Annotated in this window: 11 protein-coding genes; 9 read left to right on the top strand and 2 right to left on the bottom strand. The window is 39.0% G+C overall.

Annotation, left to right across the window (positions count from 1 at the left end):
- Window positions 1–419 precede the first annotated feature (419 nt).
- Window positions 420–572: a hypothetical protein gene (locus tag MKX60_RS29280; protein WP_341061749.1), complete on the top strand. Its 153-nt coding sequence runs from the start codon at window positions 420–422 to the stop codon at window positions 570–572.
- 370 nt (window positions 573–942) lie between these two features.
- Here MKX60_RS29280 and MKX60_RS29275 read toward each other — a convergent pair whose 3' ends face one another.
- Both MKX60_RS29275 and MKX60_RS29270 read right to left on the bottom strand, forming a co-directional pair.
- The gene (locus MKX60_RS29275; RefSeq protein WP_341061748.1) at window positions 943–1,404 is read right to left on the bottom strand and encodes a hypothetical protein; all 462 of its coding nucleotides are present in this window, start codon (window positions 1,402–1,404) and stop codon (window positions 943–945) included.
- 55 nt (window positions 1,405–1,459) lie between these two features.
- Window positions 1,460–2,773 carry a ParM/StbA family protein gene (locus MKX60_RS29270; RefSeq protein ID WP_341061747.1) on the bottom strand — a complete coding sequence of 438 codons (1,314 nt, stop codon included), beginning with the start codon at window positions 2,771–2,773 and terminating at the stop codon, window positions 1,460–1,462.
- A 795-nt stretch (window positions 2,774–3,568) separates the two neighbouring features.
- Between MKX60_RS29270 and MKX60_RS29265 the strand changes: the two genes are divergently transcribed.
- The 8 genes from MKX60_RS29265 to MKX60_RS29230 form a co-directional block, all read left to right on the top strand.
- Entirely contained in the window at window positions 3,569–4,546 is a 978-nt protein-coding gene (locus tag MKX60_RS29265; RefSeq protein WP_179087389.1) for a replication-relaxation family protein, read from the top strand.
- 208 nt (window positions 4,547–4,754) lie between these two features.
- Window positions 4,755–5,135 carry a hypothetical protein gene (locus tag MKX60_RS29260; protein WP_341061746.1) on the top strand — a complete coding sequence of 127 codons (381 nt, stop codon included), beginning with the start codon at window positions 4,755–4,757 and terminating at the stop codon, window positions 5,133–5,135.
- Window positions 5,136–5,150: 15 nt separating this feature from the next.
- The gene (locus MKX60_RS29255; RefSeq protein WP_341061745.1) at window positions 5,151–6,302 is read left to right on the top strand and encodes a conjugal transfer protein; all 1,152 of its coding nucleotides are present in this window, start codon (window positions 5,151–5,153) and stop codon (window positions 6,300–6,302) included.
- Window positions 6,303–6,332: 30 nt separating this feature from the next.
- Window positions 6,333–6,644 carry a hypothetical protein gene (locus MKX60_RS29250; RefSeq protein ID WP_341061743.1) on the top strand — a complete coding sequence of 104 codons (312 nt, stop codon included), beginning with the start codon at window positions 6,333–6,335 and terminating at the stop codon, window positions 6,642–6,644.
- A gap of 6 nt (window positions 6,645–6,650) precedes the next feature.
- Window positions 6,651–7,052, top strand: a complete 402-nt coding sequence (locus MKX60_RS29245) for a TcpE family conjugal transfer membrane protein (protein WP_341061742.1) — start codon at window positions 6,651–6,653, stop codon at window positions 7,050–7,052.
- A 31-nt stretch (window positions 7,053–7,083) separates the two neighbouring features.
- A complete protein-coding gene (locus MKX60_RS29240; RefSeq protein WP_341061741.1) occupies window positions 7,084–9,720 on the top strand; it encodes an ATP-binding protein in 2,637 nt (878 codons plus the stop codon).
- Between the two features lie 3 nt (window positions 9,721–9,723).
- Window positions 9,724–14,073, top strand: a complete 4,350-nt coding sequence (locus MKX60_RS29235; RefSeq protein ID WP_341061740.1) for a CD3337/EF1877 family mobilome membrane protein — start codon at window positions 9,724–9,726, stop codon at window positions 14,071–14,073.
- Between the two features lie 21 nt (window positions 14,074–14,094).
- Window positions 14,095–15,286: peptidoglycan DD-metalloendopeptidase family protein (locus MKX60_RS29230; RefSeq protein WP_341061738.1), on the top strand; the 1,192-nt coding region annotated here is incomplete at its 3' end.

The following is a 15,286-nucleotide window of genomic DNA, read 5'->3' as shown; positions in this document are numbered from 1 at the left end:
CGTAAAAATACACTTCAAGTCGTATCAATCTATATTAATGCGTATTAATCTACTTCAGCACATTTTAATAGGTATTATTATTTTGCTGAATTACTCTGAATTACAGGGGTGATTCAGAGTAATTCAAAGTCACACTTATAAAAACATTCAACTCAAATCCATGATAAACACTTAATTGTACTTTATAATGATATAGTAATAATAATATAATAATCTAATTAGTATTAGATTCTAATGAAAATGTACATTCTATTAAAACAAGAGTTAGACTAAGGAAGATACATTAACGGACTAGATAACGTAAAGCAGAGGCTATTATAACTTAGCAGCCGTTACGTAAAGGTAGTTGAAATGGTTTGGAATTATAATAAGGCCAGACAGACGAAATAATAGAAAAGAGAGAAACAAAGAGATCGAACATGGACAAGGAGAACCAGGTTCTAGAGAAATCGAAAACAGTTTATGAAATAGGCGATATCATAACGACGAAACTTTATAAGGTCAGCCCGGAACAGAAAGAGGAGCTTAATCGTTTGCCAACTGAGAGGTCCGAAAAGTTACGTGAGGAGTAAATACCGAAGATCCGTGAGCGGTATGAGTAGATAGTCAAGCTCCGGCAGCAACAGCCCAAGATCGATGACAGTGACACACTTTCAGGGTACTCCGCTATCAGAGAGTGTAGTTAACAGCACAGCGCTAATCTATAGATTTATTTTCTCGTTCATCTTTGCCGCCGCTTTCTAAGCTTAGTCAAAAAATGATAATGATATCTCTTTAAAATACTTATTAGGAAAACAGCAATGTAAGATCAATTACGATGAAACAACGAACCCTTTTATTTCAGGCCTAATTAACTTTTCTTAAGAATTAATACCAGGTTTCTATTTTTAGAAAAGAAAAAAGCCCTTCATCATAATGATGAAGGGCTTTTTTTCAAAATAACTAACTCTGATATGAGCTTATTACATCGTTGCTGAAAGTTTTTCCTGCAGGACGATTTTCAATCTCAGTATTAGTAGAGTGAGTGTTTTCAGGTTCACTCAAATTTGTATCCTTTATAAAAGAATCACTATCTTTATTCTTATCAATTTCACTGTAGGTAGTGAAATTATTATTACTACCCTTATTCTCATTCTCGATGGAAGGTAATTCAATAGGTTTTAAACCGGATTGATTCGTATTGTTTTCCATCAACTGTCTTTTAATCGATTCAATATCTCTTGAACGAGGAACGAACTGCTGGAGATTTCTTATTCCATTTTCGGCTATATCTTTCTGAATGAGATAACGCATCGAATCTCCATATACTGACTGTGCATTAATCCATTGAAGAACCAATTCTTCTTCGTCCTCTCTGAGCTTAAATGCAGCAGCTTTTCCTCTCTGTGCATCTGTTTTCCTCATCTCTGGTTCACCCCCTCAAGAAGTAATCAATGTTATAAGTAGGGAGGACCCCAAACTATTCGTTTGTAGCCGCAACTTCCTTGTTAGAATTCTTTGTGTTAGTTTTAATACCTTTTACTGTATTCATATTTGCTTCTTTTAAAGCTGCATAAATAGGGCTCTTTACGAAGAAGTCTAAACCTTCAGCATTTAATGTAATTGCATATTCTTTCGGTACATATAGTAGCTGAATTCTCAATCTATCAGCGAGTTCCTTAAGTTTAGGATAAAGTTTATCCTTCATTAATATGCTACCGCCACCATAAACGACAATAATATCGATATCATTTGTTCCAATTATTAAAGTTTGATCACTTACATGCTTCATGATCTGCGCTACTTGATTATCTATATGTGGCCCGAATGCTTGAAGGGCTTCATTTAAGAACTTATGTTTTCTTGATGTGAATTGAGATTTCAATATCTCACTATATTGCTGTCTTGATACTGAGTTAAAAGCATGAGGTGCTAAAGCTAATAAATCGTTAGTTGCAGGATCGATTGCATGTCCTACTCCATGATTCACGCCACTCCCAAAATCTTTGTCTACCGAATCACCTCTAGTAAATGGTGTATCAGTAGTACCATCACCACAATCAAGATGGAGGATGTTTTTCCCATCAAAGTAACTGCCATCGATATTTTCTATGCTATATGTATTTCCGAATTCAGAAAAAATAGGGTTTTTCTCATCATTATTACCTTGATATCCAGCTGTGCGCCAAGCTCCACTAGAGTTCATCTGAAGTGAAAACACTGCAGGTGATCCCTCTTGCAATACATGTACATAGATAAAATTAATCTTTACAAGAACTTTTTTAGTAAGGCCTAAATGAACTGTAACATTGTGCGTACTATTTAAGAAGTTACCCTGAAGTGTTTGGATATTCGATGGTGTATGTTGCTTAACGGGAAGGGCTGTTGCCATATCAACATCCACACTGATCTCATTAGGTAACTCACCTTGTTCATTTGCTTTTTCTACAGCACGAGCAGCAATAACACCTAATGTATTAACATAAGGCACCGTTTGATTTGCTTTAGAATTATTTCCTTTTACGTAGAGATTAGTTACATTTTCTCCATTTGTTTTTAAAGCATGTTTCCCAATAAGGTAAAGGCCCGTAGGGATGCCCGCAGTAGCAATAATAGAAACAGCTAGATTATCATAGATATTTTTCAAATTTTTCACAACATCAGTATCGTCATCTACCCAAGGGATTTGTCCAGCTATAGAAAAAACGTTGGGCTGCTGTACTAGCTTTCCATCTACATAAATATCTTGTTCGCTATTACCTAGGTCATTACCCACATTGAACTGAAATTTCATATAATCATTCCTCCCATAATTTACATAGTCTCTAAAGAAAATTATAGTAGTAAGTTCACCTTTAGTCAAATTAAATAACGATGTTGTCATACCATTGTACATATAGAAAAATAATTAAATCTTAATAACATACTAATCTTTTATTAATTAAATACGTATTAAGTAATAATAATTTCACGATTTTTCCACCATAATATACTCCGTTTGGTGAAAATTCAATTATATCTCATTGAAACAGCTGAATTATTCTTATCTGATACTAATCTTGTAATAATATGATTAGTATATCCGAATGATTCCGAATCTTTTTCTGCTACTTAGATTGAATTCCTATTATTAGATGATAATTGAAATGAGAAACTACTGTTAATTCTAGTTATTAATAACCCAAGACTTCGACTAGTAATTTCGAGTAATTCATACTGATTTGTCTTGATAGATCTCAATACATAGTAGTCGAATTCAATTATTTTTGTATTAACTTGATAGGCTCTAACAGACACTTATTCTAAAGGAATTTTTCGAATTTTAATAAGTGTCGCACGTAATGCTTTATGTATAATTTTTCAAATACCAAATGTAAAGACCTTTAATGTTTTTAAAATTCGTTTTTGTAAAGCTTTATGTTGTGTTGTATGTTAATTAATATGTTGGCAAGTTAAATTAAGGGATTTTCTAAACATTCCTTTTCATATAAGGGTTTAACTCAATTTTAAAAACGCGACTAATACGGTTTAACCACCCTTATGATTTTCAACCCCAGCCCACTCATGGATAAATAAAGGAGAGAAGATTATGGCAGCTAATAATGAGTCCTCAGGAAAAAAAGATGAGCAGAAAAATAAAAGGACACCGAAGGGCGATTTATCAATAGGAGAGGTAATTGATCTAATAACAGCACGTGAATGGAATCTCTTAACTGATCTCTACTTTTGCAGATGCATGCCCCAATCAACAGCGATAAATATATATTTTCTAGACACAACTCAATTTCATTATCCTGAATACACATTAGCTACAAATGAAGTAAGGAATGAGTTGGATATAAAAAATCAAAAAAGAGCAATCATAGCTACTAGAAGAACAATTAAACGTTTGAAAGATAGAGGATTGATAGAATCTTCAAATTTCAACCCTGATTCTTCTAATCTACCTGTACATAAAAGAAAAAACGAAATTCTCGGTGAGTCTTGGTATTATCTTAGTTCCCGTGGTTTAAAAGTTGTTGAAATGAAAAGAGGAATATTAGAAGAGAATAGGCTTTCTAAACATGAATTAGATATGGAGAGAGCGAAAAAGCAACACTTCTGGGAATTAGCAAAGGTCTATCTAGACCTCCGCTATAAATGGATGAATGAAGAAAGTGATTTAAAACAGTTTCATGACTGGGACTGGTACCCATCATTGGCTGTTCAAGATGATGCCGAGACAATTACAGTTCGTCCAGATGCAGTGTTGAGAATAGGGGAGCAATTATTCTATGTAGAATTAGACAGATCTACTGAGCCAGTTCAACGATCTCCTTTTTTTTCAGATCAAGTTTCAATTGAAAACAAACTTGCTCGATATAATAACGTTCTAAAAATCTCCAGCAATAAAATAATAAGAGAGGGGATCATTGCATTTGTTGTTCCCGATGCCATCTATAACACCCGGCTCCATAACATTGAGAAAGCTGCAAAAAAAGTGTTTGGAGAAAAGCACAGGGTTTTTACAGGTAGAGATATTGGTGACATAATTTCTTCTTATGAAAAATTAATTCCAACTGAATAGGGGATCAATGATACCTATTAGAAAATTAATTGATTATTTTTATAACCATTCGAAAAGAGTAAACATAAAAAAGACGAGAATTGTCCACAGTTGACAACCTCGTCTTTTTTATATTTACCATGTACAACACAATATACTATTATGTTAGTATATATATTAGATATCATATTAGTTAATTAATATATATACTATAATCGGAGGTGAATGAATGACAAAAAACAAAAAAGTAGCTATTGCCTGTGTGAGTGTACTTTTCATTCTAATAGCTGCAGTACTACTAATTCGTAGTCCTAGCAAATTGGATAATTCTGCTTCTGATCCACCCGCTATTGCTACAACTACGCCATTACCAACTCCAACTGTTACGGAGCAGCCAACGACCCCAAGTGATTCTCATGAAAAAGTAGCAGAGATCATTGATTATTCCTCAAACGCAATCGTAAATGAAATCCCAGGGTTGTGGGCGAGAATTCAAGATAGTTGGCGCTGGTTGATGGTCTTAGATACAAAACATGCTTTAATCCTTGTTTTTGTAGTGATATTTATTATTTCTTTAAGTTTTGGTAAAAAAAACAAAAAATCCTCTTAGGCAGGTGATCTCGTTTTGGGATTGTTCTCAAAAAACAAAAAAAAAGCAGAGTCTGATGAGGCTGAGATTCTTGAAGCCTCAAAAGAAGAGAAAAAAAAGAAATTGAAATCAGACAAGTCGATTAAACCGCGTGCACCAAAAACCATGGCACCTAAGAGGGCTTTACGAATTCTCTTTTGGACTTTTTGTTTATTTATACTGATTAGAGGAATGGTATCTTTCGCACGAGGACCACAAATCATTGAAAAAGTGACCAACGTTGAAAGCAATTCACCCACAATCTCTGATTCAGTAAAAGGCTTCGCAACAGATTTTGCCACAGAGTATTTTACCTGGAATACCACTAATGCAAATGACCGCATCAATCGTATTAGCAAATTCATAATTAACATCGATCAAGATGCCGGCTTAAAGTTTTTTGAAGTTAAAGGCGAGTCACGGGTACTCTCAGCAGAAATCTATGATTCAAAAATGATCGATCCTACACATTTTGATATCACTACTTTGGTTAGAAGAGAAGTAGAAATGAGCAACACTAAAGCTCCTTTGGAAATAGGGACAGATTCAAATGTCCCTAATAGTGCAGCTACACCGACTAATTTAACAAGTGGAAAGACCATTATCAAAAAAACATACATGGTCGTTCCAGTTACTCTGACGGATGATGGTCCTCTAATTGAAACGTACCCACGATTTATTGGCAATCAGCAAAAGGGAGCCTCAATCGATGGTGACGACAGTAATATTGTTTCTGATAAGTCCTTGCTTTCTAGAGGAAAGGAACTATCAGAAAGCTTTCTTAAAACTTATTTAGAGGGAAATGTTAGCCAGCTTAAGTACTATTACTCAGATAATGCTTCATCACCAGATACCTTAATTCCATCTGACTTCACCTTAGATACCGTTGAATCTATAGCAATGTATAAGGTTACAGAACAAGATGGCATACCTGTTTACTATCGTATTGAGGCTTCTGTCATTGTTAAAAACGATCTAGGCGAATTATTTGTTAATACATGGACATTAAACGCCACTGATACAAATGGAAAGTTTTACGTGTTGTCAGTAGGAACTCATCAATTGAATGAAGATCAGACACCAACTAATTTACCGATATCATCTGCAAGTCCCGCTCCTGAATCAAGTTCGACGGCAACACCAAATTAATGAAATTAGCGCTGAGAGGGTTTTTTATTAATGTTTCAGAAAAACAAATCAAGTCATAGAATAGCACTTCGAGTTTCTCTGCTTCTCGTAGTTTCCATGTTTGCAGCAATGCCAGCATTCGCAGCCACTGATCCTGGAGTAAACATAGGGAACTGGCTAACAAAAAATGTTGGTGCTGTTATCCCTGGGATTTTGTTGTGTGTAGGTGCTTATTTTATGTTCGTTAGAGATTGGATGAAAATGCTTAGCTTTTTTGCTATGACCCTTGTACTTGCGATGATCATGAACTGGGAATCCATGAAGACTTTGGGTGGGAAATTCTTCACTATGTTCTTCGGGTAATGCAGCATGAATGAAAAACAAGATCCACCACGGATCACCGTATCTAACTACACAAAGATTTGGAATTTGGATTGGGTTATCTATGCGTTAGAAGGCAAAAAGTTACCCGTTCCCGCAAATCTACGTGTTGTTCTTACCTTTTGTGCTATTGAAGTGTTTTGGATTATCCTCGGTAAAATACTATTCTTCATACCAGGAGCGTACATCTATGTTTTTCTCCCATTGTTATCCACTTGGATAATCACAAAACAAAAACTAGATGGGAAAGCGCCCCATAAATGGCTATATAGTATGATCCTCTTCTCAATACGTCCTAAGCATCTACATAGGTACCGTAAGATAGAGCACAACAAAAAATACGTGTACCGAAGCAAAGTTGTGTTTCGAACTAAACGAGAGCGTGGATAGTCACGCTCTCTTTTTCAAAGGAGGCTAAAATTTGTCATCACTCTTAACACCAGCGAAGAAGAAACCTAGTAAAGTCAGTATTGAATTTCCAATCGCATATTTTGAAGAAAACTTGATCTTTAACCGCAATAAAGAGGTATGGGCAATTTATGAAATCAGTTCATTTATTTACGACCATCTAAGTGACCAGCAGAAAATAGATAGATTAATTAGCCAAACCTCTTTTTTATCCTTATTAACACATCAATTTCATATCCTTTGGTTGCCAAAAACACATGATATCCATCGACATCATGAACTACTAAAAGAAAAAAGACTTTCTGGCCCCTTGAAAAAACGTGCGACTCAAATAGTAAGTGAAATGGATGAGTATCTACAAGGGAACTACAATACTGAGAATGGGGCCAATAATGCGGACTATCGTCCGTATATCGCCGTGTATCTCCCTAAAAGTGAAGATAAAGATTTATTAGAACAAGTGGGTAGTATCGCAGTAGAACTCAAAAAACTCATACGCCATCCCATGCGGACCATTGAGAATATATCAGGAATGAATGAACCTGAAATTTTCGAGCATGAGTTTCAGAGTTATCTCGTAAAAGAACGACAAATTTTTGATCGTCTATCCCGCCGTCTTAAAATTACACGAGGTACACCTATGACAACGGAGTGGCTCATAAAACGAAACTTTTGGTGGGGGATTGCGGACCCTAGTTTGCGGTCAACAGAAGAGCAGCATTGGTCTCCGAAAAAAACCAAGGGTATACGCAGTGGCTTAAATACCTTCTTTTATGATTCAAGACAGGTTATCACACTCACAGAAGGGGAAATGGATTGTTCTCACCCACGACGCATTAAAATACAGCAACTTTGTGATGGAAAAGATCAGTATATCTATCATGCATATATGGTCCTTTCTGATCTACCAGAAAGTGCAGAGATGCCAGGTAGTGAGTGGCTCTACAGTGCAGCCACATTACCGTTTCCTGTAGAAATGAGTATCAAGGTTGAGGTTATGGAGTCGGTTGAGGCAATTAAAAAGCTCAGTAAGAAGAAAATGGATATCGATAATCAAGTCAAAAATATCCACGAAGCAGGCGCTAATATACCGATCGATTTGCAAGAAAAGCAAGAGCGGGCGCTATATTTAGAGGATGAGTACAAGAAGCGTAAAAACCCTACATTTATCACACATGTTACCTATGGCCTTTATCATACAGACTTAAACATCCTGAAGAGCAATTGTAAAATCCTTCAGGACCATTACCGAGATTTTGGTAACGTACAAGTAGAACTACCTGCAGGTGATCAGTGGCTTTTGTTTAATGACTTTATTCCCGGTTCACCGCGCTATGTTTCGGACTATATACAGCGTATACCACCCGAAAAACTAGCCTCAGGAATGATAGGTGCTACCCAAGTACTGGGTGATGGTAAGGGATTATATATCGGAACTACCGGTACACTAGATCATCCTGTATTTTTCGACCCCGCACTTGCGAGTCAAGAAAACCGCAGTCCAAGTATGACAGTAACTGGAACACTGGGCGGGGGTAAATCCGTCCTAGCTAACCTTCTTGCATATCAGAATGCAGCCATACTGGGAGGAAAGACTTTAATATTTGACCCGAAAGGGGAACGTTCCAATTGGCCAGAGGATTTACCTGAACTGGCTGGACAGATTCAGGTCGCCACACTATCCTCATCGAAAGAAGATATGGGAAAACTTGATCCTTTTGTCATGTTTTTTGACGATATTGAAACAGCAAAAGAAGCGGCTGTTGAGATTTTAGCGTATCTCTCTTCCACGAAAACAAATGAACGTGGTTACAGTTATATTTCACAAGCAGTAAACAAAGTTGCAAGTGAAACTGAGCCTTATCTCGCGAAATGTATTACGGTTTTATTTGAAATGGGAAAAACACGTGAAGACGCCTTAATCTTGGGTGAAATACTTGAAAGTTTTCACTCCCTCTCCTTTGCAAAACTCTTGTTTGGTACGGGTGGAGAACGAACAATCAAAATGGACTATGCCATTAATATATTACAAGTTCAAAATCTGAAGATGCCTTCTCCAGAAAAACTGCCTGAAAACTACTCACTGGAAGAGAAGATGAGCGTAGCTTTAATGTTTGCTATAGCCCGCTTCGCTACTAAATTCATCTATCATGATCGATCCATCTTTAAATTCGTACTCATGGATGAAGCATGGGCACTACTCTCTACCCAAGCGGGTAAGGCACTAGCAGATATGGTTGTTCGTACGGGACGAAGCTTAAAAGGCGGAGCCATCATAGTCACACAAAACGCAACTGACGTTGCCGGGGATTTAGCAGGGAATATTGGCGTTAAGTTCGCCTTCCGTGACCAGGATACGAAGAAGATAAAAAATACCTTATCCTACTTTGGACTGGAAGATACCCAAGAGAATATCGATATGATCAAGAATCTAGCGAATGGTCAGTGTTTAATGCAAGATCTCTATGGTCGTATTGGGCTTGTACAAATCGATGTTGTCTTCCAGCATCTCTTTGATTGCTTCGATACACGTCCACCTGTAGTTGCTGCTGAACCAAGAACTGATACGGAGGAGTCTGATTTCACCGTGTTGGAACAGTTCCAGCAGTATATGGATGAAGCAGCATCTTCAGAGGAAGAGGAGGACTAGTCAATGAAAATAAAGGCTTCGACGCTCGGTTTCAAAAAAAGTAAGCGGCTGTCGATCATCCTTGGTCTAGTTCTAGTATTTTTTATCGTAGCCTCTATCCCTGCTAGCATAATTTACGCAAATTCCCTTGATACGATGGTACCAAGCGATACTAACAAAGATGCACTGTATAACAGATATGGCGTTTCTCATTATTCGTTTCAAACGGTCTCTGAAGACCATCACTTTTGGCAAGTAAGTGCCGCCGCGAAGGATAGTCTAGTCAATGCCTTTGACCAAATGTTGTCCATGTGTTTTCTAGTATCCGTACAATTGACCCGCTTCTTTAACTTTCTAGCCCGTGAAGCATTTACTTTCTCCTTCATGGACTCTCTGATAGACAGTGTATCTGACATTATCCGAAATATTACAGGTGTAAATGGAGCCGTTATCACCTCTGGAGGACTATTCGATGGCTTAGGCGGTATTGCTGTAATGATTACCGTTTCCTACATCCTTTGGTTAATGGTGCGTACCCGCTTCCTGGATGGATTACAACAATCCTTATCCTTCTTTATCGCACTGGTTATTTGTATAGCATTCTTTTCACAGTCCGGTGCATTCTTAAAAACGGCCAATCAAATGGTAAGTTCTGTTGGAACTACGATGTACAAAGGCTTAGCAAAAGCCACTGGGTTGAACACAAACGCTGAGAACGGAGTTACTGTGATCTCCGAGCAAGTTTGGAATGAACTCGTCATTCGTCCTTATTCGATGTTACAGTTCGATAACACTGAAATTTCAACAAAAGATCCCGTCCTATTTGATAAGGTGCTGACTTCAAAACCATTCTCGGGAGAAAGAGATATGGCTTTAGCTGAAGCAGCCGATAAGTATCCCGGCGTGGGGGCTGCTCGATCAGCAGAGCAAATGATTATCATCCTTGTATATTTTATCTTTTCTCTCTTTATATTAGGTTTCTTCTGTTTCTGGGCGGTGATGACCATATTTATGCGTCTGAAGTTAATCGTTCACGCAGCTGTTATGTCCGTTACTTTGTTAGCTTCATTACTTCCTGGTAGAGAAGCTGGTATTGCCGTCATTCGTTCTCAATTTATTAAACTGATCGGCTATGCAGTAACGACCGCCATGACTATATTTTTCTTAGATCTATCTCTCGTTATGGGTCACGTAACCTATGATGTGGTCGCGGTTAAGGGGGGAAAGGGCTGGTTCACTGGCCTCCTACTAGAATCCGTGATAATCTTTGTTATTTTTAAATACCGAGAAGAGATTAATAGTGTGTTCTCTAAAGCTACAGGTGTTATCCCACAAATACCTAAAGCAAAGTCAACGGTTGTGGATGCCTTTCAGCGTAACGTAACCAGAACTCTTTATAACACTGCCGCTAACAAAGTCAGTGGAATCTTTAACAGCAAGGAGCGGGAAGGTGTACCTAGTACCTTTAATCCAAGCTCACTTTCAAAAGCTTCCACAGTCCTTAATGACGCTACAAGCTCTAGTATGATGCTCCGTTATCAGCGGGAGAAGCAAGCAGCAGAGAGTATTGCCACCGAGTCAGGGGAAGAAGTTCAATACACCCCTTATGTACAACGAGTGAATGAGAACCTACGTAACGGCACAAAGAATCCATTCCGTGGCATGGACAAAGAATGGAAGGAAGAAAAGAACCGCCTCAAAGAAATTAAAGACGATGGTGGAGATATGAAACAGGCTGTCTTAACACAAGGCGTTCAAGAAAGTATGAACGACCAAGAAGTAGCCGCTACCGTATACGGAAACGAGAATGCGATCCGCCAGGCTGCTTCCCATATGGTTAATCGTCCGAAAGAAGCCGTTAATCAAATGGCTCGAGTGAAGTCCCTTAATAAGAACCATAAGCTACAGACTTCAGTGAACGACTTCTGTATGATCCAACTTTTTGAGCGTTATAAAGTGGAGTACAAGCGTGCAATCGATACTTCACAAGTAACAGGCAATCCAGTCGAACACACTGACTTCGTTAAGAACATGGACTCACGGTTTAAAGTTGCTGGGCTGAATACCACTCAAAAGGTAAATGAGACCATGATGCACCGGAATAGCCGGACTTCTATCGCTCCGGTATTTGATGAAATGCCTGAATTTAACGAGTATAAAATGAAACTCCTTCAGGCAAACGAAGCTTTACGTAAAATTGCTCCTCCTGCAGCAGGCATTTATATTCCTGAACCGGTTGTTCATTTTGCCGCACCCGTGAGTACAGATTTCCTTGTTTCGCAGATGCCGAAGCTTCCGACTGGCAATATAACGAGTCAGATGAACGATCGCAAAGTCGCTCTTGGCCAAAAGATTGATCCAATCACAAACAAAAATACGAAAGTAGTGGCTTTACCGGAGAGTTACCTATCTAAACAGAAACATCAAAAAAATGCGGCTGACCGTCAAACCAAAGTTACTCCATTGTATAAGTCCGCTCCTATCAGTACCGAATCATTCCGTTCTAGCGTTCCTCAAATCCCAGGAAGTGCTATCGCATCGCAAATGAAGGAGCGTAAAGGACAGCTACACCAAAATATTAAACAATCGCTCGATAGTAATGTGACTCATATTAAAGCTAAACAGGATAAGGTCATTATTCCTCCGCCTTCTTATATCGTAGGTCCGGTAAGTCAGGCTTCTGTTCTCACAAAATTACCGAAGCTTCCAGACAGTTCCGTGAGTAGTAACCTTGCTAAGAAGCAAGAAGTACGTCGCACAATTGTAGACCAGACGTTGATTGGTGGTTTGGATCAAAAGGAACAGACTAAACCGATTACCCTTAAGCGGAGACAAGTTACTCAGCAAATGGAGATTAAACGGTTATTTACTGGAAGAATCCAAGCGGATCCAAAACTATCAGAAGATACCTACTCTATCATGCCTTCTCGATTACGAGCAAAGTATCGGGTTAACGTTAGCTCTTCCGTGGAAGGTAACGTAGGGAAGACTCCTGCAGCGCTTGCGAACATGACTACGACTACTTCAGCCCAGCTTAGCCAGCTTCATAAGGTGCGGGTACAAAGAAAGTTTGGGACGCAAGTGGAAGTGGGACGAATGAACGTCAGACCTGCGGATCTTGTAGCCAATCTACAGCAAGCAAAATCTGCTGTATTGCCGCTTCAAGCAATAAGCAGTGTAGCTAGCCAGTCTGTACAACAAACACTCCTCAACAAAGTGAACATCAAGCGCAGATCTGGTACTCAGATAGATATGCAACAAGTTAACATCAAAAATCCAGAGTTGAAGGCGAAGATGGAGCAGGGAGCGGAAGCATTAGCACCATTCCGATCCACAAGAAAGACATCCCTGCAGTCCGTTCAACAGAATATGCTGCATAAGGTTAACCTTAACCGTAATTCAGGCACTAAGGTGGAAGTTGGACGCGTAAATGTTCAACAATCCGATCTGAAAGCTAGAATGCAACAAGCTAGAGCAACTATATTGCCGCTCCAATCCACGAATGATGTGGCCCAGCAGTCCGTTCAACAGCGCTCACTGAATAAAGTGAACATCAAGCGCTATAAAGGCACACAAGTACATGCAGAAACTGTGAATGTACGACAATTGGGAACTGGAATGGAACCTAGTAAGCGTACTTCCATACCAATTCAATCGACAAACAATGTATCCCAGCAGTCCGTTCAACAACGTTCACTGAATAAAGTGAACATTAAGCGCAGTAAAGATGTTCAAGTGGATATGAAACAAGTCAATATCAAAAATCCAGAGCTGAAGGCAACGCTGGAACAGGCGAAATCGACTATATTACCGCTCCAGTCTACAAGTAATGTATCTGAGCAATCCCTTCGTCAGCGTAGGATGCACAAGGTGAGAATTGATCAACGTAGTGGTATTCATGTCGAAATCAAGAAACAAGAACAACATACGAACACTAAGGTTTCAGAGTCCGTTACGTTACCTAAAGTTAACTCTTCTACCCGAACCGTTGAGCAAGAGGTCGTTCAGAATGTGAGAGTGAACCGGAAAGTAACGCCAAAACTTGATATTAAGACTGTTAACATCAAAAATTCTACTCTTAAAACAAAAATGGAAGAGGCTAAAACCGCATTAAATCGTTCCGGACCTGTAGAAGATCTGAAGATCCAGATCAATACCGAACAAGTTCAAAAAGTGGCTATGGAGGTTAAACAAAAAATCTCTCCAAATATTTCAAGCGGATTAGAGGACGAGCTCAGACATTTAAAAACAATGCAACGTGCTCGTAAAACCGCTCCAGTTACCCAAGCGGCCGAAAGTCTCAGTCAATCCGTTCAACAAAAAGCTAGAATCGCTAGACAAACACCACAACAAAAACCCGGAAAACCTAGTTGATAGGTTCTAAAGGAGCGAATCATGAGTAATAGTCTTGCAGAAATAGCTAAGCGCCAGGCATTAGAGAAGCTCAAAAAAAAAGGTACGGACATGCTAAAAAAGCAGGCCCTACAACTGCTAACTAATCCATATGTCTTAGGTGCATTAGCTTTAGGTATCGCGATTTTCCTTTTTTTCTTCATCATCGCTAGCGCAGTATCTTCCGCAAATGCTGTGATCAGTTCAAACGTCATTAGTGATAAGATCCTCCCACCACAGATATATGCATCCGATATGGAGGACTTAATCACGAGTGACTATGGGAAGCGGGTGCACCCCGTGACAGGAGAAGTATCGTCATTTCACTCTGGGATTGATATTGGTGTCCCAGAGGGTACTCCTGTCGCCAGTTCCTTTGAAGGAGTCGTAACGACTGTAAGTTTTCCAACAAACTCCGATGCCGAATCCACTCAAAATGCGGGTATCTATGTTGTCGTACAAAACAGCGATCCGGAAATCGCTATGAGCAGCCGTTACTTGCATCTTAGCCAAGCCTTTGTAACCACTGGACAAGTCGTGAGAAAAGGAGAGATTATCGGTTTATCGGGGAACACAGGACGATCAACCGGTGCTCATTTACATTACGAACTAATCCCTGATGGAGAAGAAGCAACGGATCCTAAGCCCTACGTTATGCTGATTTCGAAACTTACGGATGTGGCAAGCGAGGAAGCCTTTAAAGCTTTTCAAAAAGTAAAGTGGGATACACCGGTATCTTCGTACCTTACTGGGGATCACCCAAAGTATTTGTCTAAGAAAATGTTATATCTAAGTAATATTAACTTCGATGGTTCTTTAATAGCACCATTCAACGAAAATGGAGTCGGTTATACTAGGCCCTTACTTAGAGGGGGGTGGGGGGCTTCTTCAAACTTTTCTAGTAACGGTAACGTTCCTACTGTTCCAGACCCAAGCGAAGAAGAGGAAAAAGAAGAGGTGCACATCCCACCAAATCTTGGATCACTGACCGACCCCTTTTTTATCCAGTACGCTGTAATGGCTCAGTATGAGGAGCGTAGGAGCGGGGTGCCCGCAAGTATCACCCTTGCTCAAGCTGCACTTGAATCTGGAAGAGGAAAGAACGCGGTATGCAATTATAATATGTTTGGTATTAAAGCGAATAAATCATATAAAGGTGATTATTGCTTGGCAAGAACACATGAAGAAGTGGATG

It is taken from the genome of Paenibacillus sp. FSL R5-0914 (assembly GCF_038004525.1).
Classification (GTDB): Bacteria; Bacillota; Bacilli; order Paenibacillales; family Paenibacillaceae; genus Paenibacillus_AQ.
This window is presented reverse-complemented; position numbering and strand designations above follow the sequence as displayed.

Coding starts and splice junctions, on each gene's coding strand:
- MKX60_RS29260 (WP_341061746.1), top strand. CDS start 4,755: ATGACAAAAAACAAAAAAGTAGCTATTGCCTGTGTGAGTGTACTTTTC.
- MKX60_RS29270 (WP_341061747.1), bottom strand. CDS start 2,773: ATGAAATTTCAGTTCAATGTGGGTAATGACCTAGGTAATAGCGAACAA.
- MKX60_RS29275 (WP_341061748.1), bottom strand. CDS start 1,404: ATGAGGAAAACAGATGCACAGAGAGGAAAAGCTGCTGCATTTAAGCTC.
- MKX60_RS29280 (WP_341061749.1), top strand. CDS start 420: ATGGACAAGGAGAACCAGGTTCTAGAGAAATCGAAAACAGTTTATGAA.
- MKX60_RS29250 (WP_341061743.1), top strand. CDS start 6,333: ATGTTTCAGAAAAACAAATCAAGTCATAGAATAGCACTTCGAGTTTCT.
- MKX60_RS29265 (WP_179087389.1), top strand. CDS start 3,569: ATGGCAGCTAATAATGAGTCCTCAGGAAAAAAAGATGAGCAGAAAAAT.
- MKX60_RS29245 (WP_341061742.1), top strand. CDS start 6,651: ATGAATGAAAAACAAGATCCACCACGGATCACCGTATCTAACTACACA.
- MKX60_RS29235 (WP_341061740.1), top strand. CDS start 9,724: ATGAAAATAAAGGCTTCGACGCTCGGTTTCAAAAAAAGTAAGCGGCTG.